This is a genomic window from Mesorhizobium sp. DxT (assembly GCF_058448885.1).
This window is the reverse complement of sequence record NZ_JBZFLJ010000019.1, coordinates 1-24,451: the sequence shown is the minus strand read 5'-3', so window position 1 is coordinate 24,451 and position 24,451 is coordinate 1. Positions and strand designations below refer to the sequence as shown.

Here is a 24,451-nt window from a genome sequence, read left to right as displayed (position 1 = left end):
ATCGAATCCGCCACCGCATTCCTCTACGCCGCGGCCGTCATGATCCTCGTCAGACGCATCGCACGCCACTCATGAGCAGTTTCGGCACGGACTCTTAGGGTCAGTAGTCGAATAGCGGCCATTATCAATTGCGAAGAAAAAGATCGGCATTGCCTCTATCCCACTTGAGACCGGAACCTTAGGTGGGTCGGATCGAACTGCGAAAAGGCGGCAAGACGCGAGAAGATGGGCATGGTAACCCTGTCGCTGTCATTGAAGCCCGACTTCATGATTAAGCTTCTTGATCAGCGGATTTTTCAACGCCCTAGAAGCGCTTGATCCAGGAGCAGAGCCTGATCAGTGAACCGCGCGTGACATTGGGTTCTCGCATCCCGCCATCGTCTTCTGCGCCCTGGGGGGCTTCTGCGCAGTAGTCTCGCACCGCCTCATGTTGCGAGGGGGAAAGCTGAGCCCAGTTGGCGCGAACCTCCGCCTCGGTCCGTAATGTGCCGGAACCGGTATCCAGAAAGAATGCTTTTGCGATCTGAGCGTCCCATTCCGGGGGCACGCTTCCGGTGTCGCTTCCAAGTCCCGAGACGCCCTGTTTGGGGTTCTGGGCCATTTGTTGTCGTTCCTGCGCCTGAGCCTCGGCCCCCACCATCGTCAGGGCCAATCCCAGGAGGCCAACTGCAGCACTCTTCGATGCCATCTCGTTCATCCTCGCGCTTGTTTGACCTCGAACAGCAAGAGGCACACCTTGTTCCCTGGTAAAAAGAGGCGATTTGCCGGAATTCTGTTTTAAGTGCGTGGGGCCATGGCGCGGCCTATTGCGAGATTTGGCTCCCGCTGGGACCTGCCCGGGGCGGATCGGTTGAGGTCAGGTTGACCGATTGACGGCGGCCTTAGAGGGGGTTCAGCCCCATACAAGCACGACCGACACGGCATAGAGCAGCAACACGGCCGCGCTCTCAAATCCAATTCGAGCGATACCGAGGCGCTCCCTGCGCAGCATGCCGAGAAGTAGAACCGTGGTCATGAGTAACGCCATCAACGCAGTTGCCCGGTTTGCCGGGGAGAATGCAGAGTATATGGAGCCCTGATAAGACAGGTCGGCCAGGCTGAGGAAAATCACTTCGAACGCATTCCCGCCGATGATGTCGCCCACAGCAAGGCTCACCGCCCCGATCCGCACGGCTGCGATAGCGGTCACGAGCTCGGGAAGGGAGTTCGCTACTGCGGTAAAGACTGTGCCGACAGCCGTCGCGGAAAGATGGGTCCTGTCCACGATTGCCATGCTCGCTTCGCCTATGACGTAGCCTGAACACGCCGTCAGTGCCGCCAGCAACAAAAAGGCGCGCCAGAGTGCTCCCATGGAACCGGCGCCGGATTCGGGTTGGGTCAGTTCGACTCGTGTCTCTTCTGTGCGGACCGGCTTCCACATGGGCTCGTCCTTGATCTTCGTGAGGAGCCGCAAACCAAATCCGTAAACAAGCACGATGAGCATCGATGCCGGGTGCACACCGAAGACGGCGATATCGGGAAATGTTTCAGCAAGAAGCACTATCGTCAGCAGAGCTGCCAGCAACACACCTTGCGCTAATCCGGTCACGCTTGCGGCAGCGTGTTCGAGATTTGCGCGGCGGTAGGCCAAGTCGGCAATCGCTATAAAGGCGGTTTGCGCAGTAAGCCCTCCCAAAGCATTGCCTATGGCCAGCTCCGGCGCTCCTTGCGCGGCGGTGGAGACCGAGGTGATAGCACCGGGCAGTGAGGTGGCGGCCCCGACGAAAAGAGCTCCAGCAACGACTTCACCCAAGCCGGTTCGGTCAGCCAGTGCGTCGGCAACACCTGCGAGCCGCGCGCCCGCTATCGCGACAACGATTGCACCCGCGACGAAGATTGGCACGACCCAGACCAATGACAGATTTGCAAGTTCCGGCACGGCTCCTCTCACACGGCCGGCAGTTCACAAAAATCACGCACCAGCCGGTCGGGGAACATCTCGGGCCTGGTTCTGTTCCTTGGCCACATGTTCGCGACCGGCGCCGGGTTCACGAATAAGCCCCTTGGTCAGACCGATCTTTGCTGTGTTCCCCGGCGATTGCGCGCATCAGACCATCCGCACTTTGGCGCAGATCCCGACAAAGCGTCCATGTGTGGACAGCCAACAAATAGGAGAAGGACAATGACCCACGAGAAAGGCCAAGGTTGCGAGCAATCCGGTATGAGCCGGCATAGGCCAGAGATATCCAACGAACGGCGCAACGCACGAGCGCGGGCGGGGGAGTTGCGCGATCCGCGAAGCATCTGGGAAAACGCTGAGACGGAGCCGATGCCTCGAAGCGGGTTGCCAGCGCGACCTGGCGGGGGCGAAAGGATCGCTGATGAAGGCGACGTGGGCGCCTGGGAGACCACCGCCCTATGACATTCCATTGCAGGCTGAGGAAGTGGGACGGCAGACGCGACAGCCACGGCGCGGCGAAACTCAGGATACGCGCCGGCCAATCAATAATGTGCGAAGCCGGCGAGGGGAGTGAGCACGCACGATCGAAGCAGCTGCCTGTTTGACCGCCGACCTCCTATCATTTGACATATCGCCTGCTTCAGTCCCGCGTTACGTTTGATTCTACGCAGGAAGGGTCGATGTAGGGAATGAGGGTGCGCACACCGCTGGCTGCTTTTGTTTTGGCGGCCGGCCTATTCGTCTCAGTTTTGGCTAGTTCGGCTCTGTTCGTTTCGCAGGGCTATCGCGATTCAATTCGGCGCGGCGAGGAGAAGGCTGGCATAGCAGCCCAAATCGTCGCCGTGCATTTTCAATGGCTCATCGAGGCGTCAAGGCAGTCCCTTCGTCGTATCGACGACACCTTGGGTTACCGCCCGGAACTGCTCGCAACCGCCGTGCTTGGCGATCTTGATGACGCAATTGAAGGACTGCCGCAGAACGTCGAAGTCAGATTATTCGACCGCAATGGTCGTGAAATTCTCTCCACTGCGCCCAGAGGTGAGATCAACATTGCCGACCGTCCGTATTTTCAGGAGCTCAGAGACGGCGCAGCGCAGATCATCTCACAATTGCTCATCGACCGGATCACAGGCGAACGAAGCTTCATTGTTGGCCGTCGCCTTTTGCGCTCGGGCAAGTTCGCTGGGGTCGCCGTGATCGTGGTTCCCACCAGTCTCATGTCACAGGTGTGGCTGAACCTCGACCTGGGTCCGGATTCCGCGATAAGTGTTGTTCGCAAGGACGGTCTCGTAGTCGCGCGTCATCCTGGTCTTGCAGAGGGATCCGCGATTGGTTCGCAGGTGGTTCCAGAAGGATTGGGCAGGCAGGAGTCCGGGACTTACAGGCGCGTCTCGCGACTGGATGGTGTCGAGAGACTCATCGGCTTCCATCGTGTTTCAAACAGCGAGCTGATCGCGTTTGCTGCTGTCGGCCGCGAGGCGGCGCTTGCGGATTTCAACAGCCGGATTGTCCGAATTTCAGTGATCGCCGTACCGGTGTTCTTGGCATTGCTGGCAATGACTGCCTGGGTTTCAAGACTACTAGTGGTGGATAGGCGGCGTCGATTGGAGGCAGAGGAGTCGCTCGCTCAGAACAAGATGCTGTTGCGCGAGATACACCATAGGGTGAAGAACAATCTGCAGACGGTTGCATCTCTTGTCCGCCTCCAACCGCTGCCCGAAGACGCAAAGCGGGACCTTTCGAGGCGCGTCGCTGCCATGGCGATGGTTCACGAACAGATCTACCGGTCCGACCGGCTCGATACCGTAGATCTCTCGATGTATCTGCGCGAGCTCGTGGGGGAGGTGGTGCAAGCCTTCGGTGCCAATACCAAGGTTGAGCTTGGTCTCGAACCGGCGAAGATCGATGCAGATCGCGCTATGGTGGTTGGATTGATTGTAACCGAGGTGGTTTCCAACTCACTTAAGCATGCGTTTCCCGGAGAACACCGCGGACAGATCAACTTCTCGCTCACTATCGGGGATGACGGCCAGATTCGGTTGACGATAGAAGACGATGGCGTGGGGTTCGATCCGCAGGCTGTTAAGGCAGGGCTGGGCCTCAAACTGATAGATCGTTTTGCCCAGCAGCTTGGAGGCCGGTACGAGATCAGCGGCAACGGAGGCTTGCGTTTCGTGCTTTCGATACCGGTGGCAATGCAACAGCAGTCCGGTCCGTAGCCTTTTGACCCTGATATGATAGTGTTCCGCCAAATCCAGTTGCTGCGCGGCTAGTCATATAGGATCATGACCCGGCATCCACCGACCAACGACGAACTCGCTCATGACGAGCGGCTGACCCCTTTGTTGATCAATCTCCAGAACAGGGATCGACTATCGCCTCGCGAGAGAGGCGCCATCGCCGGCAGCATTGCACGATTTCAGTCTCTGAAGAGCGGCGAAGATATCGTGCGTGAGGGGCAGGAGCCTGGCGAAAGCTGTCTCATGGTGAGCGGCTATTCGGTTCGAACGCACACCATGCGTGATGGCGGCGTCCAGATATCGGCGGTCCATATGGCGGGCGACTTCGTCGACCTCCATGGTTTCCTCCTGGGGCGGATGGACCATAGCGTAATGGCTCTGGGCGATTGTACCGTGGCCTACGTGCCCCATGCTGCTCTCAAAGCGATAACGGAAGAACATCCACATCTCAGCCGATTGCTCTGGCTGTTGACATTGGTGGACGCGGCAATCCACCGACGCTGGATCGCCGCGAAGGGACGTCTTTCCTCTGTGGGACAGATGGCGCATTTCCTTTGCGAGATACGGACACGCCTACTGGCCGTCGGCTTGTCAGACGGCGGCCGCTTCCAGTTGCCCATGACGCAGCAACAGCTAGGCGACGCCATGGGGCTGTCGCCTGTGCATATCAACAGAACACTTCAGGAAATGAGGCGCCGGAATCTGATTTCCTGGCGCGCTCTCGACGTCACCATACTCGATTGGCCGGAACTGAGACGATTGGGAGAGTTCGATCCCTCGTATCTCAACCTGACGGTCAGGCCTCGCTGAAGCTAACGCCCGCCTGACGCACTTGCCGAAATCCAAGGTAGCTAGGGTCGAACTCGGCAATTTCGCGAAGCTTGTACTCGTTCAGGATTGAAACAACCGAGTTCGACCAGGAAAGGAGGCCGTCACTTCTCATCGTTTTCAGCAATCGGTTCACGTGAACGACCGAAAGGCCGAGCGCGTCAGCAAGGTCGGATTGCGTGAGCGGCAACTGGAAGCTATTGCCGGCCGCTTTCCCGACCATGGACACGCGCTCGTGGAGCTCGCAAATGAAATGTGCGAGATGGCCCAGAGCCGTTCTGCGACCCATGGAGACAATGGATTCGCGTTGAATGGCCGCCTCAGTCAGAGTTTCCATCCATAAGATCCGGCCCAGTTCGGTCGAGTTAGACAGGGCCGATCGAAACTGCTCCGCCTCGGCCACAAGAACGCGGCACATATCCAGCGCGAGCACGCTGTAGGGCTCTTGGCCTACAATCATCGAGTGAAGGTTGACGAAGTCGCCGGGGACAAGGATCGACGTGATCTGCCGCCGCCCGTTGGAGAGGATCCGATATTGCGCCGCTACTCCTTCGGTGAGGAGCGCGCAGTTTGCCGGCTGACTGAATTGCCGGGCGAGATCCGTTCCGGCTGCAAAAGAGCGCTCCCGAGAAAACAGCTGCTTGATCAGATCGGCAACCGCCAACCCCGCAGCATTTCTGGCCCTGAATTTTGCTAATAGCGCAGTTGGCAACCGGCACCTGGCGAATGGACGAATCATGTTTCCGCTCGGGCGACGGCCGAGAGCGAAGACGCAATAGCTATTTCGCGGCGCCTCCGCTTTTGCATTTGATAGTCGCCAACGTGGAATCGAAAACTGGAACATTGGACCGATCCACTGGTTGGAGTGGAGATTGATGCGAGGCAGAACGTGGACGGGACACATCATTGTGCAGCAGAAACCGAATGTTGGCAGCAAACAGCTCCGGATCCGAGATATTCGACGACCGTTGTGTCTGGCGGTGATCGACGTTGACGGCGATCTGATGTGGGCACCGCGCGTTTCCTCCGGACCGCGATGTGGTCAGGTACCCAATCACAACAAGAATAGGCGGACGGCTGTTCATTCGGCCGACCTCGCCGCTTCCAGGCAATGAGCACAAATTGCGATCCCGTTGCGCACAGTACGCGCTTCATCCGGCGAGCCACAGGCGTAGCAGTATTTGGAGTTCTACTGGTCGCCGGCTGGTATCTTCGGGACCTTCTGTTGCTGGTTTTTGCAGCGACGCTGTTCGCTTGTCTTCTTGTCAGCGTCTCACAATTCATCGCACACCTCTCCCGCCTGCCTCTTGGAATTGCTTTCGGCCTTTCCTGTCTCATGACGCTGCTCATTGCGATTGGCTTTTTCTGGCTCTTGGGCTCGCAGTTGCGCACGCAGATGATGGAACTGTGGGAGCAGCTGCCGGAACTCTTGAAGCCGATAGAGGACGTTCTCAATATTGGCAGTGTCGAAGAATGGCTGGGCGATCAGCTTGAAACAATGCTCTCCCAGACCTCGGTGATGAGCCGCATCGCCGGGTTGTCCTCCGCGGCGTTCGGTTTTCTCGCCAATCTTGTCCTGGTGATCGTTGCCGGATTTTATCTGGCGCTACAGCCCGATCTCTATGTGCGCGGCATTGTGAAGCTATTTCCGCAAAGCAAGCGGCCAGCGGTTGAGAATACGCTGGCAGACATCGGCGGCAGCCTCCGATACTGGCTTATTGGCCAGTCTTTGGCGATGTTGGTTGTGGCAGGCTTGACCTATATCGGTCTGGCGCTGATCGGGGTCCCCTCTGCACTCGCACTCGCGGTCATTGCCGGGCTGCTGGAGTTCATCCCGTTCTTCGGGCCAATTCTGGCAGCAGTACCGGCGGTGGCGTTGGGTCTGGGTCAAGGTCCCCACGTGGCGGCCTATGTCGCCATACTCTATCTCGCCATCCAACAGCTGGAAGGCAATCTTATCACGCCTGTGATCCAGCAGCAGTCTGTGAGCCTGCCGCCCGCGTTGACGCTGTTTGCCATCCTCGCTGCGGGTATCTTGTTCGGCTGGCTCGGAATCTTGCTAGCCACACCGCTAGCGGTGGCGCTGATGGTTCTGGTGCGCGAGGTATGGGTTGCCAATCTCGACCGCACGCCATGATGCGCCAGAAGCCTCTTTGAACATTTCGCTACGATCCGGCAAAAGCCGCTTGTTGGATTGAATGGTGGAACGCTCGCGGCCGAGCTCGCATATAACCGTGATCGTTCCGACCGATCGCCCTGTTCTCACGATGCGGTGGTCAGTCGGGTTCGACCGGGAAGGAATTGGCTTTTTGACAGGCCGCCGAGGAAAGCGGGACGGACCCGCCATGCTCGCGGTTCATCGGGTTGCACCGAAGCGACGAGAGCCCCCGGCGTTCGATTCCAAGGGTTTTTCCGAAGCCGCCGGATGGTCCCGGCATGTCACCGAATTCCGGTTCGGAACACAGGCCGCTTCTCTCGGTTGGGTTCCAGGATGGGGCTATCAGAGGAGATACAAGCATGAAGATACGGGAAGCCATGACGCGAGACGTGACGATCGTATCGCCGCAAGACACCATACGGGACGCGGCAGTGATGATGTCTCACATCGATGCCGGTTCACTGCCTGTTGGCCAGAGTGATCGCCTCGTCGGGATGCTGACGGACCGCGACATCGCCATTCGGGCCGTTGGCACTAGTCGAGGGCCGGATACAAAGGTCGAAGAAATCATGTCGACAGGGATTTGCTACTGCTACGAAGACGAGGAAGCTGAAGACGTTTGCCGGAATCTGGCAGATCAACAGATTCGTCGCATCCCTGTCGTCGATCAGGACAAGAGACTGGTTGGGATACTTTCACTCGGCGACCTTGCCCGTGTTGACGGTAGCGAAGGTTCCGTCGGCGCGGCCTTAGCCGGCGTTGCAAGGCCGGGTGGGGATCACGTCCAGTCTACCAGCTCGTCGTGATGCGTCCCGGTCATGGAAAGAGCTGCCGGCCAGGCCGGCAGCTCCTCCATCTATTCTATAACAGCACACGCAATACGGGGTCCCGCATCGCCCGAGGGTTGGGTTTTGTAGTCGTCTTGTCCGCCGTGAATTACAAGCGATTTGCCGGTAATCCCAGCATCACCTTCGAGGTTCACCATCGAATTGAAGACGGCCGACTTGAGCATCCCTGTGCTACCGACATACTGGTTCGGCATGTCTCCTGCGTGAGGTCCACCCTCCACAAGCAGTCCGTGGTCGGCGCTCGTCGGGTTAAAGTGGCCTCCAGCTGTTTCGAAATCGGAAGAGGGGTCACACTCACCGGTTTCGTGTATGTGGAACGAGACCCAGCTTTCGGGTGTGAGGCCGTCCACGTCCAACTCGATAAGCACGCCCGAGGGAACGGCGGTGAGTTTTGCCTCTCCGATCGATTCGCCTCGCGTATTCGAGAATGTCGCGGTGGATGCGCCACCTTCCTGCGCGTGAAGGCCGGTTTGGCCTATCAGCACAAGGGCGCCAGCCAAGATCGAAGCTTTCATCATAATCTCCATTCGTTTTGGCATCGAGTGGCCGAAACCGCTGGCGCGCAGCGATGTTCCTCGAACAATGTCGAATGGTAGCCGACGAGGTCGAAGATGACGGCGACACGAACGAGGCTCGCACTGGGTATGGCAGCGTTCGGCTCAGCGACGCCGATCAGCAAAATTGTCACCGACGCCATGCCGATCTTCGTAGGGGGTGGCCTGCGTGTATTGCTGGGGGCGGCCGTGCTGTTGCCGTTTGCACTGCGCAGCACGCAGCTGAAAGAGATCGCTTGGCGAGACTGGTTAGCGATCGGCGCGATTTCGATTTTCGGCATGTTCGGCTTCACCGCGTTCATGCTGTTTGGAATGCGCATGGTGACCGGGGTTGTCGGCGCGACAGTCATGAGCACTACACCTGCTGTAACTGCCTTGGCATCCATGATCGTGCTGCGCGAAAAGCCGACATGGCGCAAACTGCTTGCAATCGCCCTGGCCGTAGCAGGTGTCTTGGTTCTGCAGATCGATCAGAGCGACCCTGACGGAGATGTCTCTTTCAATATGCTGGGACCATTACTGGTGTTCGGCGCGGTCTGCTGTGAGGTTGTCTATACGCTGGTGGGCAAGAAGGTGAGTGAAACGGTTCCCCCGATTGCAGCCGCGGGTCTTTCTGCAGCGCTCTCGGTACCGCTATTTGCCGTGCTTGCCCTTTGGCAGCTCCAGGATTTCGACGTGTCAGCGGTCAACGCTCGCGCATGGCTCGCGCTTGTTTGGTATGGCGTCGGCACGCTCGCGCTGGGGAGCTGGCTCTGGTACTCGGGTATTGCGCGCGCCCAGGGTTCCGTAGCGGCTGCGTTCATGGGCGTTATGCCTGCATCTGCCCTCGTGCTTTCCTACTTCCTTCTGGATGAACCATTCAGGCTCCTTCACCTGGTCGGTTTCGCTACCGTTTTCATTGGCGTGTTGCTGGTCTCCTGGGAGCATGGGCGGTTGGCTCAGCCCTCATAACCTGCGCTGGCGAGCGACATAAGTCCTACTGCGGTGCCGGACAAAGGTTCATGAGATGCCTGCGTCTGCGGGCTGGTGGGAACATTGGCGCCGGCACGCAGTTCGGCGTCTGTGTCACAGAGGCAAGGAGCCGAAAAATGCCCGCAAAATCGAAATCACAGCAGATGGCTGCTGGCGCTGCGCTAGCCGCAAAGCGCGGAGACAAGAAGAAGAGTGAGCTCAAGGGCGCTTCGAAGGAAATGGCCCAATCCATGTCGAAGAGCGAACTTGAAGACATGGCTTCGACGAAGAGAAAGGGAAAGCCGGATCACAAGTCCGACTCCTGACAGGCGGTGAGAGAAACACTATGGCGCCGGACTTTGCCGAGGCACGCCGCAGGATGATCCAGACCCAGCTCATCCGTCGCGGCATCGAGGACAACGCCGTGTTGAGGGCGATGGGCACTGTGGGACGCGAGCATTTCGTGCCCACGTCTCACCGCGCTTTGGCCTATGAGGACACGGCGCTGCCGATCGGAGAAGAACAGACTATCTCTCAACCCTTCATCGTTGCCTTGATGATCGAAGCTGCCGAAGTCGAGCCCGGTGCCAAGGTTTTGGAGGTTGGCGTCGGATCCGGTTATGCAGCTGCCGTCCTGGGGAGCATCGCCAGTCGCGTCATCGCAATCGACCGACATCAATCACTTGTCGAGGTCGCACGAAAAAATCTGGCCGACGCGAACATATCCAATGTCGAGGTTTGCCTCGGCGATGGCACTCGAGGCAAGCCGGAAGATGCTCCATTCGACGCGATCATCGTCTCGGCAGGCGGACCTGACATCCCGCACGCTCTGGTGGAACAGCTCGAAATCGGCGGAAGGCTCATCGTACCTGTTGGCGAGCAGGGCGCCCAGCGGCTGTTGCGGGTCGTGCGCCTGGGCGCGGGACGCTATGAGGAGGAGGATCTAGGCAATGTCATGTTCGTACCGCTGGTGGGGGAGCAGGGCTGGCCGGACCAAGCTGAGGCGCGACGAGGCAAAAGGTCCGACGCCAGAGATAGCACGTTGGAAAGCATAACCGAGACACTGCAGCCTATCGATGCTGAAGGCTTCGCCGTGCCGTTCGATCGCTTTGGCGACCGGCGGATGATTTTGCTTGGCGAATCGACGCATGGAACGTCGGAATTTTATCGTGCACGGGCGGCCATCACTCGTCGTCTCATCGAAAGACACGGATTTACCGCACTGGCTGTGGAAGCCGACTGGCCGGATGCGGCCGCGATTAACCGAGTTCTTCGTGGCATCGAACCATTGCCCGCAGAGGAGCCGCCGTTCTCGCGTTTTCCGCAATGGATGTGGCGCAACAAGGAAATGGCGGCGTTCCTGAGTTGGCTAGGTGATCACAACAGATCTCGCCGCGAGGGCGAAGCTCAGACCGGCTTCTACGGCCTGGACTTGTATAACGTGACTGGCGCGATCGCGAGCGTCCTGGCGCACCTGGACAGGGTTGATCCGCACGCAGCATCCATTGCCCGCGAGCGATACGGGTGCATCACCCCCTGGCAACACGACCCTGCCGCCTATGCACGGGCGGCGGTGACAGCGGGCTACAGAAGCTGCGAGGATGAAGTCGTCTCCCAGTGCCGCGAACTACTGACCAGGCGAATGGCTTTCGCAGCTGGCGACGGTGAGAGCTTTCTGGATGCGGCTCAAAGTGCGCGGCTCGTTGCATCGGCCGAGCAATATTACAGGACGATGTATTACGGGGGCACTGAATCGTGGAACTTGCGCGACGGGCACATGTTCGAAACGCTTCGTGGCATCCTGGCGCAGGATGGTCATCGCAAGGTTGTGGTCTGGGCTCATAATTCGCACGTCGGCGATGCTCGCGAGACTGAGATGGGTCGCGCCCGCAATCAACTGAGTCTCGGGCAGCTCTGCCGTGAGCACTTTGGTCAGGAGGTCGCACTGATCGGGTTTGGAACACACGAAGGAACTGTTGCGGCAGCAAATGGTTGGGACGAACCCGTCCAAAGGATATCGATGCGGCCTTCGGCCCAGGATAGTTGGGAGCGGTTATGTCATCAGGCAGCGCCGGCTTGCGGACTGATAGATTTCACGTCCAGCAACACCGTCGCCGAGCAACTTGCAAAAGTCATGCCTCAGCGGTTCGTTGGAGTGATCTATCGACCTCACACAGAGCGGCAGAGCCACTACCTCGATGCCTCAGCGCCGGGGCAGTACGACGCTTATGTGTGGCTGGACAAGACAACGGCGCTTGAGCCACTCGACGAAAGGGCTCAGGCCGAGGAACCAGCAGATACGTTCCCCTCTGGAATGTGAAGCGCGGGCTGGGAACCGCACGACGCCCTTGAGGTTGACCGTAGCAAGGAGCCTTTACCATGCTTACGATGCCACCACCGCGGCCTGATCCTTCCCGGTTGCCCCCTCGGCCGCCTGAGCCCGGTCCACGCCCCCCGATCCGCGAGCCTGAGCCAAGACGTTTACCTGACGAGCAACCGCTTCCCAATCCCGACGAAAATGACGCGCCACCGCAACACGCAGCGAACCTCGCAACCTTTTAGGAGGACAAGCCAGTGGCTAACGAACCAATGGATATCCGGAACGTTCGACCGCAACGCGGCACAGTGACCGCTTACCTTTTCGGCCGCCGTGATTGCCTCGGGCAAGAACGAGCTTTTCGCTGATTTTGACGACGTTAAGCTCTTCTTCTTCCCGCAAGATGATGTCTATCATGGATTCCTGTCACGCTTTGAAAAACGGCCGACCTCAGACGGTACGCACGATTGGTGGGATGCCGGTGGGGTTAGCGAGGGCTGTGCCCAGCCGGTATGGAGCCCGAAGCAGACTTCTGAAAGTCACTGGCGACTACAAGGCCAACTCAGTTTCGATCAAGGGGCGCTCGGAACCGAAGCAGCCCCGGAGCAACTGGACGAAGACCGCACGGAACGCTTTGGGCGGCTCTTTGACGGGCTACCAGAGATTAGGCGAACCGTGTTGCAAGACAGCTTCTGTGGCCGTTGCTTGGATGGGTGGCAAAATACCGCTGGGGCATACGGTGGCGCCACATCCTCCACGCGCGCAGGAGCACCAAATTCAGGGGGTCAAATGAACATCTTGTGTTGTTCAGCTTGGCTTGAAATCCACGCCCAAGCAACCGATAAGAGGGTGAAGGGTCTATCAAATGATAGGAATGAGAGCTCATGAAACCCAGTTCGCCGCGGCCGGAAGAAATCCGTGGCAGGTTTGAAGATCCTGACAATGCGATACGGGAATTGCTGGCTTCCATTGAAAGTGAACCGGTGCCTGAACGGCTCTTGGTCCTGGCCAAGGAACTGCAGGAAGCTCTTGCAGAGCGCAATAGACGCGTATGTGGGACCGTTGACAGCAGCACCTAGGCGGCCAGCCGGAGCATCGGCTCGGCAAGGATAAGCCTTTGCTGTAACGCAGGCTTCACCACAACGCCCACACACGCCCGGCACACCGGCACTACCGGGAGGTGGTACGTGCCTCACGGCGGCCCAGGAACTCGATCGGTGTCGTCTGATGCTCGCCCGCCGGGACTATGACCTGATCTGCAGGACGTGCGGGGAAGGGCGAGCTAGAGCGGGTTGTTCTGCACGAAACGGGAGAAGAACACGCAGCCGATGTGCTGCGCGCCAGCGGCCGTGAAGACCCCGCCAAGATGTGAGGCATGCACCGCCGGGAAACGGAACGCAGTGCCGGGTGTCGTTCACAGAGCGCGCGAACACGAACGGGAAAATTACGCGATAATCGTAGAAGGCCGCTGGGGGGATATGCCATGCAGTCACTAATGGCGGAAATCGTGCCCAGAACCCGCCCAAGCGATCAGGCGGGTTTTCTGTAACAGCGGGCGCCACTATGCGTCTTTGGTGTGCCCAGCGGGAGCTGGACCGGCCCCGGACGTTTGCTGCTACGTTGGATGCTTCGGGTTGACGCCCTCCGAATGGCGAGTGTGCTCATCGGTGTCGTGGACCGCTTCGCTGTTCCCGATACCCTCGGGCGGTCTGTTTGCGGCCGCGTCTTGTGAGAATTCCGGATGACCAGCGTATTCGGTGTCCTTTGGAGGCGGCGATGATACCGGAGCATCCTTCTGAACTGGTGAACCGGCAGGCTTGTTGCTATGGGCGGGATCGTCAAAGGGTGGAAGCTTTCCCGGCTGCCGCGGCTCCTTTGTTCCAAAATCGCCGAGTGTGCTGCGATCTGGATCATTCAAGTTTTCGCCCGCAGCATCCCGGTCAGAAGCTGGATCGTCTTCTGCCGGCAGATAGCCCCGAGGTCGATTTTCTTCCGGCCCTTCCCAACGAGGCGACTGCTCGGTGGTGCCGGGCTTTCCTTCACGCGGTGGTGTGTTTGCCATTGAACCATCCTCACATTGAAAATGATTCAACTGACTGGAATGTGATGTGTTCCATGTCCCGGCGATTAGCCGCAGTTGCGGGCGGAGGCCCGACGCCCCCCTCTACCGCGACAAGCGCTGGCGCAGCCCGCATGCCGCCCCCAAGCAGGCTCTCCGCTGCGACCTCTACACTCTCCTTGCGGCAGCTGCCGTCGATGCCGTGATTGGGAACGGTTTGGGCGAGCATGAAGAGTTTGGGCAGGATGGCGGGCGCTGCCTCATTGTTCTCCCCGGAGATAGCCTCAAGCGCCCCAGACAGAAAACGCGGCGTGCTCGTCGCGGTGTTCCGGATGCCAGCGGGCGCGCTGGACAGGTGCGTTCGGCGACTGTCGGGTCTCTCGCCCGCCACGAAATCGCCACGCCGTTGTCGCCGTTAAGAAACCGCAGGGCGAAGTGCATTCGTCCGACGGCAGAACATTTCAACCGCCTGCTTGTTCTTCAGCCCGACAGCATGAGTGAGGCGCCGAGATGAGCGGATTCTGGCAATGGCTTTCTGAGAACCACGGAGCTGTGAACGCGTTGGCGGGCCTCATGACGCTGCTTGTCTGGCTGTTCTATTTCCAGCTTCTCTTGAGTGGGTATCGCCACCGGCTGCGCCCGAAGATTCTCATTACGAGAGGAGGCGCACGCACGATAGGAGCCCGTTGCATCATCACGAACATGAGTGTCGAAGCGATCTATCTCGAAGCCATCATGGTGTCCGTTCGCGACGGGGAGCGCCAGTATATCTCGTCATTGAGCGAGTTGGAGGCGGAGCAGACGACAAAGTCGGATCCTCGTCAATTATACCTACAAGGGCCGCTGGCCAGCGGTGAAATGATAGACATCGGCAGCTACGCTGAACTCCTGAAGCGAGCTACGAACGGCAAAGAACAGCCCTCGGCGTTCACATTGACGGTGATAGCGACCTACACGTCGGAAGAAACGTTGGTGGCCGCTGAGCGGGACTTTACGATATCTGGTAGCAGCCTGAATTCCGATGCCATCGTCGCCCGGCAGATCAGATCGCGCTGGCAGAGGATGCGCCTCATGCGATTGATATCTGGAGAGCTCTGACACGCTACGTCCCGGGGGGAACCATAGCTGCCGAGTCTCGTTAGCAATCGGGCGGCAGAGATTTGACCCGTTTGGTGAAGAAGTGAAATCGGAGCAGCAGCAGATTGTCGCGTTGATACCGGCTCTGCGTGCGTTCGCCAGAACATTCCTGCGTGACCGCGACGCAGCGGACGATTTGGTCCAGGAGACCCTGGTTAAGGCGCTCAAGAGCATTCATCAGTTCCAGCCCGGCACCAACATGAAGTCGTGGCTTTTCACGATTATGCGCAATACGTTCTATTCGGAAGTGAAGTTGCGCCGCCGGGAGGCGCCGGGGATCGACGACTGCATTTCCTCAAGGCCGGGCCTTGAGCCGACGCAAGAATGGTCGGTCCGCGGTATTGAGATTGCCGAGGCTATTGACCGTCTGCCACCCGAGCAGCGCGAAGTTCTGGTTCTGATTGGTGTGCTCGGGACCAGTTACGAGGACGCGGTCGGAATTTGTGGCTGTGCGATGGGAACAATCAAAAGTCGTCTTTTCCGAGCGCGGGAACGTCTTCTTCGGGAACTTGGCGAGTCATCGGCTGAAGGTTCGGTAAAAACGCTGGAGAGGCAGTCCCTAATTTCCTCTTGAAAGCTGCAACCGACTCCTCATTCACATCAACTCTTGCCGAAGCTGTGGCGCTGCCTGGCGAACTCGTTTTCCGCTAGGCACCAAGAGTTGTCTATCGTCGCATTTACGGGGCAATAGGGGATTGAGCGCCCGGGAAGGTCGGCCGGTGTTACCGATAATTGTCTGGTCGGCGCAGCGACGGCCATGACCTGCGATGGCTTCGGGCGCGAATAATTCCTTCGATCGGGGAACATAGTGCTGCGGAGGCAGTTGGAGACGCGATGGACATTTACTCTCCCAAGACTCAGCCCCCGTCCATCTCCACGGATGCTTTCCCCCCGCATCCGGGCGGCCGGCCGATAGGCCGGCCGCCATCGGTTTCCATCAACCAGCTACCTTTGCGTCGCCGCCCGAGAGCCGCAGCACTGACGTCCCGGCGCATCGCTCATTAGGACCTTCATAGCGGATCGTTTGCCATGCCTAGAGTTGTGATAGTTTCAAACCGCGTCGCCGATCTCCGCAAAAAGTCGCAAACCGGAGGGCTTGCGGTGGCGCTTGCAGATGCCATGCGCGAACGCGGTGGAATCTGGTTTGGCTGGAGCGGTGAAACGAAGGAGGAAGCCGCGCCCGCGGTGGCTGAGACAATCGGCAGAGTTGCCGCCGTTTCACTCCCGCTATCACGACGCGAGGTAGAGGAATACTACCTTGGCTATGCCAATAGTGTACTATGGCCGCTCTTTCACTATCGGCTCGACCTCGTCGATCACCGACCAAACTTCCTTGATACATACGCAGCTGTAAATCGGCGTTTCGCAACCGAACTCGTTCCATACCTCGAAGAGGACGACCTCGTCTGGGTGCAGGATTATCACCTGATGCCGCTTGCGGCCCGCCTGCGCGAACTGGGCTGCAGAAACCGGATAGGCTTTTTCCTGCATATTCCGTTTCCTCCTCCCGACATGCTGGCCGCCACTTCCAATCACCGAGAGATGGTTGAGTGGCTTTTGGAATTTGACTTGGTCGGCCTGCAAACTTCGACCGATGTCGGGAATCTCACGCGCTACCTTGAGGAGCATATGGGGCTTGAAGAGATAGGTGGCGCCTATCGTCATGGTAGTCGCCAAGTCAGGGTCGAGCGGTTTCCGATCGGCATCGATCCCGTGGGGTTCGCGGCCATGGCCCGTGAAGAGCCGGACGATGTCGCCATCGATCTAATGCGTCGCAAGCTTCTGGGGCAGCGTCAGATCATTGGGGTGGATCGGCTCGATTACTCAAAGGGGCTTCCAGAGCGGCTCCGGGCCTACGGCCGTCTGCTCGTGCAGCACCCTGAGTACGAAAGGGTGGTATCCTTCCTGCAGATCGCTCCACCCACTCGCGAAGATGTGGACGCGTATGCCGAAATCCGACTCGAACTCGAGGCTTTAGCCGGTTCGATCAACGGTCGCTTTGCGGAGTTCAACTGGACGCCGATACGCTACATTCACCGCCCTGTATCCCGGGAGAAGCTGGCGCCACTTCTTAGGGCAAGCGACGTGGGGTTCGTTACACCACTGCGTGACGGCATGAATCTTGTCGCCAAGGAATATGTCGCAGCGCAAGACGTGGAAGATCCCGGAGTTCTGGTTCTTTCCCGGTTCGCCGGAGCTGCTGAGGAGCTGGATGCGGCTCTCCTTGTCAACCCTTATGACGTCGACGAGATGTCACGGCGACTGCATCAGGCGCTCGAGATGCCACTTGCCGAGCGACGACGACGTCATGAGGAACTGTTGGAGAAGGTCATGCGGCAGAATGCGACAGCATGGCTTGAGAGCTTCCTGGAGGTTCTCGAGCGTCCGGACGGTAATCAAGAAGCTGGAACAGCCGACCAGGTTGCTGCGTTTCGCGCCAAGTGATGTGTGACCAGATCTAGGCGAGGGAGCCTCAAGATGGACACGAAGGACAAATCCGGACGCAAGGGGGATCGGCAGGCCAGCGCTAAGATGACCCCGCCAGATGAGCGCGATACCACTGTACCGAAGCGACGCCAGCCCACGCCTGGGCACCCCACCGTTATTCACGATGCCAGCGAGATCTCGACCGCGCAGGTTGGAGCAGGCGGCCTCGGCGATCTCGTTCGACCGGATGAAATCGCCAGTAGCGAGGATGATCGATCAGCTACGGCCGCCCGATCGCGCAGGGCGAGGCATCGAGCCGGGGAAACACGGTAGGGACTTGGGGCGCTCATTGTCTCATAGCGGCTCGCCGCCGAGGTCCGGTTAGTTGTCGGCGACGCTTATGGCTTTCGGCCGACAATCCATTTTCGGCCTCAGAGGTGGGCATGAACAAGAGTGTTTCAATACCGCAAATTTTGGAGCGGCTGGATGGCCGGCGCCCCAGGCTCGAAAGAGCTGATCAGGTAGCCTTTCTCGTTGACGCGGCCGCCTATTTCGGCGCACTGCGCACCTCGCTCCTCACGGCCAGGCGCATTGTGTGGATCATAGGATGGGACTTTGATCCAGCCATCAAGTTGCGGCCGGATTTGGAAGCCGAACCGACACTGGGAACCTTACTTCGCCGGCTCGTGGAACAGAATGAGGAACTTCACGTACAAATTCTGATTTGGGCGATGGGGCCCATCTATTCCAGCAGATCGGGCGAGCTTTATGTCCACCATCCGTGGGCGGATCACCCCCGGATTTCGCTGAAATTCGACATCAGACATCCGCTACGCGCTTCCCACCATCAGAAAATCGTCGTGATCGATCGATCGATGGCGTTCTCCGGTGGGATAGACCTGACCGCCGGACGCTGGGACACCAGAGAGCATCACGTTACAGCCGATTTGCGCAGGACGCCTGGAGGTGAACGCTACGGCCCGGTACACGATGTTCAGATCGCCGTTTCAGGCGACGCTGCCCGGGCGCTGGCCGAAATTGCCGAGTCGCGCTGGGTGGCCGCCGGTGAGAACAGTGGCAAGGCTCCGGCTGAGACGATCGACCGGGGGACATGGCCGAAGCAGCTTCCGGTCGCTCTCGTTGACTGCAAGGTTGCGATTGCCCGGACCCAAGGCGGAATCTTCCTGCGCCGCGGCAGGCGAGAGGCGGTAAGGCTGACGCTGCAGCTGATCCGGTCGGCCCGCAAGTCACTCTACATCGAAACGCAATATCTCGCCTCCTGGCGCGTCGCCCGCGCGATCAAAGATCGGCTCGACGAACCCTTTGGGCCGGAAGTCGTCATTCTGGTGACGAAGAGTTCCAGGGGGATCGTTGAGCAGTATGTGATGGCGCATCAGCGCAACCGCATTCTGCGTTGGCTTGGTGGCGCAAACGGCCCCCGCCTGCGCGTCGTATATCGGATGAAATCCGACGATGGAAATGCGAACAAGGAGGTTCTCGTTCATTCCAAGGTTATCGTGGTTGACGACAACGCCGTGCGTATCGGCTCATCAAACCTCAATAACCGCTCCGAAGGACTCGACACCGAGTGCGACGTCGTGGTCTTCGCTGAGAACGATGAGCACCGACGCGCGATAGCCGCCTTTCGTGATGGGCTTCTGGCCGAACATCTGGAAACTGATCGCGTTGAACTCGGTCAAGCATTGAAAGAGTGCAAAACGCTCGTAGGCACCGTCGACCACTTCGCGGCTATAACCGGTTCGCTTCGCACGTATGATGAACTTAACGACGGGGGAGCACCTATCCTTGGGACCAAGCTTTTTGACCCTTCAAGACCGTTCAGACCGTTCGGTTGGCTTCTGCGTCGAATTTTCGGCAAGAGTTGATCCTCTCCAGCGCGCTGCGATCTCGCTGGCAGCAAACATGCTCAGCCCGAGGATGAGTGGCACCAGAAAGTAGACGAGGCGGAATGCGATAAGGGCGGGCAATGAGCCCGCGCCTTGAAGCAGATAATGTGCGGTTGCCTCCAAGACACCCAGTCCACCGGGGACATGGCTGATGAGGCCGCTCACATTGGCTATCACATAAACGGCGGCGACCTTTGCGTAGGCCAGTTCGCTCACACCAAGCATCAGCTGATGGAGACAGGCCGCAACGCAGGCGAAATTGACCGTTCCCAGCAATAGCTGGCCGCATGCGAGCCGCAGGGATGGAAAGGCGAAACTCCATTTCCAGATAGTCAAGCGACGCCTCACAAAGGTCGCCGCGAGGCAATAGGCGACGGGAACGAGCAGACAAAGGCAGCCGAGGAGAACAATCGAACCCGAACTCACGCCGACGAAGTCAGCTGCATCGGCGGGAACGAAGACCAGGGCCAGTCCACCCAGGGTAGCCAGTCCCAATCCCACTGTCGCGCCGGAGAAAGCGACGACTTTCGCCACCTCCTCGGCATTCAATCCCCAGCGGCTATAGAAGCGATACCTCACCGCGCCGCTGCTGAGCGCGGCCACGCCAATGTTGTGTCCGATCGACAGGCTGACGAAAGACGCAATGGCTGCCCGCGGGTATGAGAGTGGACGTTTCGCGTAATGAAGACCCAGATAGTCGAAGCCGGTCAGCAGCACGTAGGACAGCGCGGCGTACGCTGCAGCATATCCGAAACGGCCGATCCCGATGCTTTGCCAGGCCGAGGTGATCTGGGTCAGGCCGTAACGGGTCAGCGCCCGGGCAATGAGAATGGCCGCGACGAGAACCGCCACGCCAATGAGGATGCGCAGCAGATAGCGAGGACGTATCAAAGTCGATGAAGACACATTGCTGGAACGAACGGAGAGGTCCGGTGTTCCCTCGAGTATGGTTCCTTCGGAGAGACGGGAAAGGTCGCATGGGCGTATTCGTGTCGCGACCTACAATGTTCACGGATGTCGTGGGACTGACGGTCGCGTGGATCCGTCGCGGATCGCCGAAGTCCTGACCGCATTGCGTGTCGACGTTGCAGCTTTGCAGGAACTCGATTCGGGTCGAAGCAGAAGTGGTGGATTGGATCAAGCGCGGGCAATCGCTTCCCATATGCGCATGGATTTCCACTTCCACGCTGTCCATCAGATTCAAGGTGGCGAATACGGTAATGCGATTCTGTCGGCGTGGCCGTTGCGTCGCGTGCAAGCTGCTCCGCTGCCTTCCTTAGGCGAGCCACGGGGAGCATTGTGGGCCTCGGTCGCATTACCGGGCACCAACGTGGAAATCATCACCACGCATCTTGGTTTGCGCCGACGGGAACGCGCGATGCAGGTTTCCGCTCTTCTTGGCCCCCAATGGCTGAACTCTCCAGATTTGCGCAACAAGCCCACAATCCTACTGGGCGACTTTAACGCTGTACCTTGGTCGATGGCCTATCGAACGCTTGCGCGGGATTTTCACAGCGCACCATCGAAGGGAGCGCCGACCTTCCCCTCTCGATTTGCTCTGCTGAAACTCGACCATGTGATGACCCGCAACGGCCCCAGGATCGTTTCGCAAGACGTACCCCAGCGTCCGCCATTTCGGACCGCTTCCGATCACCTGCCACTTTTGGCTCACGTGGACGTCGATGCATCTCAAGGTTCGTCAATCGTGCCTGTTGCACTGGGAGGAGTTTGATCCACCTCGTGAGGCGCATCCGTTTCCATCTCGTGTCGTTCCGGGGCGATGTCGCCGGTGATGGGCGCATCGCTGTCGAAGTAAAGAAAGCCAACAAGAACGACCACCAGGATGATGGCGGCGATCATAAGAGAATATGCTTCGCGTTTGTTTCTCATGGGATTTCCGCCTCCTTTTTGAGAATTCCAGCTTGTTGAGGCTGCGTGTTCAGCCAACCTCCTCCTACCGAAATTGTTCCTGACTGCCGCGCTTGGCGCAAACTCATCTTCCGCGAAGGAGGAGATCGCTCATGGTTGCTGGTTGTGCCAAACGTCGGAAGCCGTCCTCGTAAATGCGTGATGGCTGCTGCAAGTCATCTGACTCATTTCGCAGGTTTTTTGGGGCTGCACCCGGAAGCCTCCTGAAGCCGGCGTTGCCTTCAATTGGCACTGTACGGAACACGTCCGGCTCTACGTGGTTGGGTATGAAAAGGAGAAGTCAGATGCAGGACAACAAACAGCGCGATCGCACACGTGAGCAGGAAACGACGGATGCAACGATCGATAACGAGCGGATGGGACGCAATAGCTTGCAGGGCGACGATCAGAAAAGCGTTCGTAATGAACGACAGTCCCAACCCGACGAGCGTGGACAAGCGGACGATATGGACGAGAGCTTCGACAAGCTCGACAAGGATGAACGGGCTCGGACCGACATGAATAAGGGTGCCCGACGAGATTGATGGTGTGATCCATCCAATTACCGGTCGATGAACTTGCTGAAGCGGCTTATTTGCCCATCGGCCGTGCGATCCTGATGAAGAAACGCCAGTTGGTTTTTCTCGAATATTTCAAAAAACTCTTCCCAGGCGATCTGTGTCAATCCTTCATCGGGTTCGCCAAAATCGATGCGAAGAATTCCCCCCGTCCCACCTGCGGAGACCTTTGCAGGCCTTCCATCGCGGTCGTCGATCCACTTGCGAATGCGGGAATGGTCGGTGGTGGTTTCGGCTTCACTCATCGGATGCTCCTATGTTTCGTTGGCCGCCGAACAAGAATCCCGCAGGGATGTTCCTCGAATAATTCCGTCGGGCGGTGATCGGCAGCCTCCCGATCCACTCGACCACGTGGTCATCATTCGATCGATGATCGTGCGAAGAAGGGGAAAAGCTGCTTGGAGCTGCGGTTGGTTGACGCCCCAACGGCCGTCCGGGCCAGACTAGCGCTCGCGCGCGGCAAATGGCGAGCGCCGTTACGCCTCTCCGGCGCAAAGCTTAGCCGGACCCTCGCCTGAGAGGTCGGGCCTTGTGACGTCACACACTTTCTCGGCCCTTGGGGGAACAATATCGGTTGGGCTCAGGTTCGGTGAATTGGTTCATCAGAAAAGGGGAGAGATCCATGCCGCATATTCGCGCCACACGAACTCAAGAGACTGTCGAACCTGCGGAAGTGGCAGCCCTGATCCCTGCGTTGCGCGCCTTTGCCCGCACCTTTTGTCGCGAACCGTGCGATGCCGACGACCTGGTGCAGGAAACACTCGCCAAGGCTATCGCAAAAATCCATCAGTTTGAAAAAGGTACCCGGCTGAAGTCGTGGTTGTTCACCATCATGCGCAATTCCTTTTACAACCGAGTGGTGATCACGAACCGAGAAGCGCCGTCGGTTGCCGACTGTGCGTCGGCGTTGCCATCGATGAGGCCTTCCCAGGAATGGTCACTGAAGGCGGCCGAGACGCGACGAGCTATGTTACGCCTGCCGAGGCGGCAACGCGATATCATTGTCATGATTGCCATACAGGGAACCAGCTATAAGGACGCGGCACGAAGGTGTGGCTGCGACGTTGGGACCATAAAAAGCCGCCTCAGCCGCTCGCGGGCCAACCTGGTAGCACAATTGGGCGAGACGTCGGCTTCGGCACTTTTCGATCGCGCTTAACGCGCGATCCGCAGTGTGGTCGGCATAGGGGGCCGTCCCTGAGCGAATCGGGGGCTCGAGCGCCCACGATACCACGGGGCAAGCTTGGTCATATCGCCAGCCCGGTGGCCTGGAACATTTCATAGTGGGACGAAGTTCTGCTCGCACTTTCAACGCAAATCCATACGAGGAGCGAGACAGAAATGGCCCAGAACCGAACTCGAGACGTGACCGATACCGCACCCCGGCAGCCGATTTCACCACGAGCGGGAGCTGCGGAGCCCTCCTTGCAGAGACTGCATCCAGACGGTGGCCGCAGCCATAGTCGAAAGCAGGTGCTTGCGCGGGCCAAAAGAATGCTTGCGGCGGCTTTGGAGGAAGAAGCTGCGCATAGCGCTCAAACGCGACCCGACACGCCCACGACACTTCGGCGTCCGCCTGCCGGCAACGGAGCCTGGTGGCTCTTCTAGCGAGATCAAGAACGAGAACTACGGCGACCACTCGCTAGCGGCTCGCCGCAGTTCGATTCAACCCTCGGCTTTGAGCGTGTGAGCCACCTGCAGCAGCTTTTCACGATTATAGCCGTGTTCGCTCACGATCTCTTTTGCCTGCTTCGGCGAGACGTCGGTCTGTTCAGCCAAAAACCGGATAGCACGTGCTTCATCGCTGTCCGACGTAAGCCAGTCGTTGCCTTGTTTGACTTCTTGCATCGCTCGAACTCCTCTTTTCCCTGCCAAACACACGGCTGGAGCCATTGTTCCGCCTCGCCGGAACAATCGGCTTTCCTGCCTGTTGCTCGACCACACGCGTCAGCACAGCACACAATTGATGGCGTCCTACACATATGATCACCTCATCCCCCACCCGCCTTGTTCTCGGTGCCTGTTCGGGCTTTCTGGCAGCGTTTGCGCTTGGCGCGCCGTTTTCGGCAGCTTGGGCGTCGGGCTTCTGTTTGGGCTCGCCCTGGGAGCAATCTGCGGCGCGGCCATAGCCTATCTCGCCGGCAGGAAAAAGTACGGTGACAGCAGATAGGCACGCTTGGTTGCGGAAGCGACCGCCGGAGCCGCTTAACAGGCAACCCCGGCGTCATCCGGTGAAATGTTAGGGGCACGGTGCTATGTACCGGCTTCCATCACGGGCGCGATAGATGCAGTCGCCCGGTTCGCTTGCGCGACCGATGAGGGCGCCAGCCGCTGCGCCTACTGCACCGCCAATGGCTGCACCCTCAACATTGCCAGTTGCTGCAGCGCCTACAGCGGCGCCACCTAGCCCACCGACCGTGGCTCCGCGTTCCGTTGCTGTACAGCCGCCGACGATCAGCAGGGTGCATAGTGGAATGATTAGAAACTTCATTGTTTCCTCCTGTTTGTCAATGCCGCGCGAATTTCCCCCAAAAGTGCCGAAGTAAAATTCCCCAGTTCGGCCGCTCAGCTTGTCGCGGAGAGTTGCGGATTTTTCGGCG

At 58.8% G+C, this 24,451-nt stretch carries 24 protein-coding genes and 1 pseudogene; 14 read left to right on the top strand and 11 right to left on the bottom strand.

Annotated elements, in window-relative coordinates:
- Nucleotides 1-304 precede the first annotated feature (304 nt).
- Nucleotides 305-697, bottom strand: coding sequence for a hypothetical protein (locus ACVJNE_RS23685; protein ID WP_499569192.1), 393 nt, complete (start codon nt 695-697; stop codon nt 305-307).
- A gap of 195 nt (nt 698-892) precedes the next feature.
- The gene (locus tag ACVJNE_RS23680; protein WP_499569191.1) at nt 893-1,918 is read right to left on the bottom strand and encodes a sodium:calcium antiporter; all 1,026 of its coding nucleotides are present in this window, start codon (nt 1,916-1,918) and stop codon (nt 893-895) included.
- A 716-nt stretch (nt 1,919-2,634) separates the two neighbouring features.
- Between ACVJNE_RS23680 and ACVJNE_RS23675 the strand changes: the two genes are divergently transcribed.
- Together ACVJNE_RS23675 and ACVJNE_RS23670 are read left to right on the top strand one after the other, a co-directional pair.
- The gene (locus tag ACVJNE_RS23675) at nt 2,635-4,158 is read left to right on the top strand and encodes a sensor histidine kinase (RefSeq protein ID WP_499569190.1); all 1,524 of its coding nucleotides are present in this window, start codon (nt 2,635-2,637) and stop codon (nt 4,156-4,158) included.
- A gap of 66 nt (nt 4,159-4,224) precedes the next feature.
- Complete coding sequence (locus ACVJNE_RS23670; protein WP_368804984.1) at nt 4,225-4,989, top strand: Crp/Fnr family transcriptional regulator; 765 nt, start codon at nt 4,225-4,227, stop codon at nt 4,987-4,989.
- On the opposite strand, the gene ACVJNE_RS23665 is transcribed toward ACVJNE_RS23670, so the two are convergent.
- Entirely contained in the window at nt 4,976-5,851 is an 876-nt protein-coding gene (locus ACVJNE_RS23665) for a Crp/Fnr family transcriptional regulator (RefSeq protein WP_499569189.1), read from the bottom strand. The genes ACVJNE_RS23670 and ACVJNE_RS23665 overlap by 14 nt on opposite strands.
- Before the next feature lie 267 nt (nt 5,852-6,118).
- Here ACVJNE_RS23665 and ACVJNE_RS23660 point away from each other — a divergent pair, with 267 nt between their 5' ends.
- Complete coding sequence (locus ACVJNE_RS23660) at nt 6,119-7,144, top strand: AI-2E family transporter (RefSeq protein ID WP_499569188.1); 1,026 nt, start codon at nt 6,119-6,121, stop codon at nt 7,142-7,144.
- A 380-nt stretch (nt 7,145-7,524) separates the two neighbouring features.
- The gene (locus ACVJNE_RS23655) at nt 7,525-7,971 is read left to right on the top strand and encodes a CBS domain-containing protein (RefSeq protein ID WP_499569187.1); all 447 of its coding nucleotides are present in this window, start codon (nt 7,525-7,527) and stop codon (nt 7,969-7,971) included.
- A gap of 50 nt (nt 7,972-8,021) precedes the next feature.
- On the opposite strand, the gene ACVJNE_RS23650 is transcribed toward ACVJNE_RS23655, so the two are convergent.
- Complete coding sequence (locus tag ACVJNE_RS23650) at nt 8,022-8,528, bottom strand: superoxide dismutase family protein (RefSeq protein ID WP_368804980.1); 507 nt, start codon at nt 8,526-8,528, stop codon at nt 8,022-8,024.
- A gap of 96 nt (nt 8,529-8,624) precedes the next feature.
- Here ACVJNE_RS23650 and ACVJNE_RS23645 point away from each other — a divergent pair, with 96 nt between their 5' ends.
- The 3 genes from ACVJNE_RS23645 (at nt 8,625) to ACVJNE_RS23635 (ending at nt 11,838) form a co-directional block, all read left to right on the top strand.
- Nucleotides 8,625-9,518, top strand: coding sequence for a DMT family transporter (locus tag ACVJNE_RS23645; RefSeq protein WP_499569186.1), 894 nt, complete (start codon nt 8,625-8,627; stop codon nt 9,516-9,518).
- A gap of 137 nt (nt 9,519-9,655) precedes the next feature.
- Nucleotides 9,656-9,844: a DUF3008 family protein gene (locus ACVJNE_RS23640; RefSeq protein WP_499569185.1), complete on the top strand. Its 189-nt coding sequence runs from the start codon at nt 9,656-9,658 to the stop codon at nt 9,842-9,844.
- Nucleotides 9,845-9,864: 20 nt separating this feature from the next.
- Entirely contained in the window at nt 9,865-11,838 is a 1,974-nt protein-coding gene (locus ACVJNE_RS23635) for a protein-L-isoaspartate(D-aspartate) O-methyltransferase (protein WP_499569184.1), read from the top strand.
- Nucleotides 11,839-12,096: 258 nt separating this feature from the next.
- Here the strand turns inward: ACVJNE_RS23635 and ACVJNE_RS23630 are convergent, their stop codons facing one another.
- Nucleotides 12,097-12,252: a hypothetical protein gene (locus ACVJNE_RS23630; protein ID WP_499569183.1), complete on the bottom strand. Its 156-nt coding sequence runs from the start codon at nt 12,250-12,252 to the stop codon at nt 12,097-12,099.
- A 1,462-nt stretch (nt 12,253-13,714) separates the two neighbouring features.
- Nucleotides 13,715-13,897, bottom strand: a pseudogene (locus ACVJNE_RS23625) (hypothetical protein); the annotation flags it as partial.
- Nucleotides 13,898-14,404: 507 nt separating this feature from the next.
- Here ACVJNE_RS23625 and ACVJNE_RS23620 point away from each other — a divergent pair.
- From ACVJNE_RS23620 to ACVJNE_RS23605, 4 genes are all read left to right on the top strand, one after another.
- Nucleotides 14,405-14,992, top strand: coding sequence for a hypothetical protein (locus ACVJNE_RS23620; protein ID WP_444727712.1), 588 nt, complete (start codon nt 14,405-14,407; stop codon nt 14,990-14,992).
- A gap of 82 nt (nt 14,993-15,074) precedes the next feature.
- Nucleotides 15,075-15,605 carry a sigma-70 family RNA polymerase sigma factor gene (locus ACVJNE_RS23615; protein WP_368804975.1) on the top strand — a complete coding sequence of 177 codons (531 nt, stop codon included), beginning with the start codon at nt 15,075-15,077 and terminating at the stop codon, nt 15,603-15,605.
- Nucleotides 15,606-16,060: 455 nt separating this feature from the next.
- Nucleotides 16,061-17,476, top strand: a complete 1,416-nt coding sequence (locus ACVJNE_RS23610; RefSeq protein ID WP_368804974.1) for an alpha,alpha-trehalose-phosphate synthase (UDP-forming) — start codon at nt 16,061-16,063, stop codon at nt 17,474-17,476.
- 425 nt (nt 17,477-17,901) lie between these two features.
- Complete coding sequence (locus tag ACVJNE_RS23605; protein ID WP_499569182.1) at nt 17,902-19,344, top strand: phospholipase D-like domain-containing protein; 1,443 nt, start codon at nt 17,902-17,904, stop codon at nt 19,342-19,344.
- On the opposite strand, the gene ACVJNE_RS23600 is transcribed toward ACVJNE_RS23605, so the two are convergent.
- Entirely contained in the window at nt 19,288-20,217 is a 930-nt protein-coding gene (locus ACVJNE_RS23600) for a lysylphosphatidylglycerol synthase domain-containing protein (protein WP_499569181.1), read from the bottom strand. The genes ACVJNE_RS23605 and ACVJNE_RS23600 overlap by 57 nt on opposite strands.
- Before the next feature lie 94 nt (nt 20,218-20,311).
- Between ACVJNE_RS23600 and ACVJNE_RS23595 the strand changes: the two genes are divergently transcribed.
- Nucleotides 20,312-21,097: an endonuclease/exonuclease/phosphatase family protein gene (locus ACVJNE_RS23595; RefSeq protein WP_499569180.1), complete on the top strand. Its 786-nt coding sequence runs from the start codon at nt 20,312-20,314 to the stop codon at nt 21,095-21,097.
- Here ACVJNE_RS23595 and ACVJNE_RS23590 read toward each other — a convergent pair.
- Nucleotides 21,055-21,255, bottom strand: a complete 201-nt coding sequence (locus ACVJNE_RS23590) for a hypothetical protein (protein ID WP_499569179.1) — start codon at nt 21,253-21,255, stop codon at nt 21,055-21,057. The genes ACVJNE_RS23595 and ACVJNE_RS23590 overlap by 43 nt on opposite strands.
- A 323-nt stretch (nt 21,256-21,578) precedes the next feature.
- Between ACVJNE_RS23590 and ACVJNE_RS23585 the strand changes: the two genes are divergently transcribed.
- Entirely contained in the window at nt 21,579-21,818 is a 240-nt protein-coding gene (locus ACVJNE_RS23585) for a hypothetical protein (RefSeq protein ID WP_499569178.1), read from the top strand.
- Between the two features lie 17 nt (nt 21,819-21,835).
- On the opposite strand, the gene ACVJNE_RS23580 is transcribed toward ACVJNE_RS23585, so the two are convergent.
- Entirely contained in the window at nt 21,836-22,096 is a 261-nt protein-coding gene (locus ACVJNE_RS23580) for a hypothetical protein (protein ID WP_499569177.1), read from the bottom strand.
- A gap of 377 nt (nt 22,097-22,473) precedes the next feature.
- Here ACVJNE_RS23580 and ACVJNE_RS23575 point away from each other — a divergent pair, with 377 nt between their 5' ends.
- Nucleotides 22,474-23,010, top strand: coding sequence for a sigma-70 family RNA polymerase sigma factor (locus ACVJNE_RS23575; RefSeq protein ID WP_499569176.1), 537 nt, complete (start codon nt 22,474-22,476; stop codon nt 23,008-23,010).
- A gap of 506 nt (nt 23,011-23,516) precedes the next feature.
- Here the strand turns inward: ACVJNE_RS23575 and ACVJNE_RS23570 are convergent.
- Nucleotides 23,517-23,699: a hypothetical protein gene (locus ACVJNE_RS23570; protein WP_499569175.1), complete on the bottom strand. Its 183-nt coding sequence runs from the start codon at nt 23,697-23,699 to the stop codon at nt 23,517-23,519.
- Between the two features lie 391 nt (nt 23,700-24,090).
- On the bottom strand, nt 24,091-24,451 hold a 361-nt coding region (locus tag ACVJNE_RS23565), incomplete at its 5' end, for a YMGG-like glycine zipper-containing protein (RefSeq protein WP_499569174.1).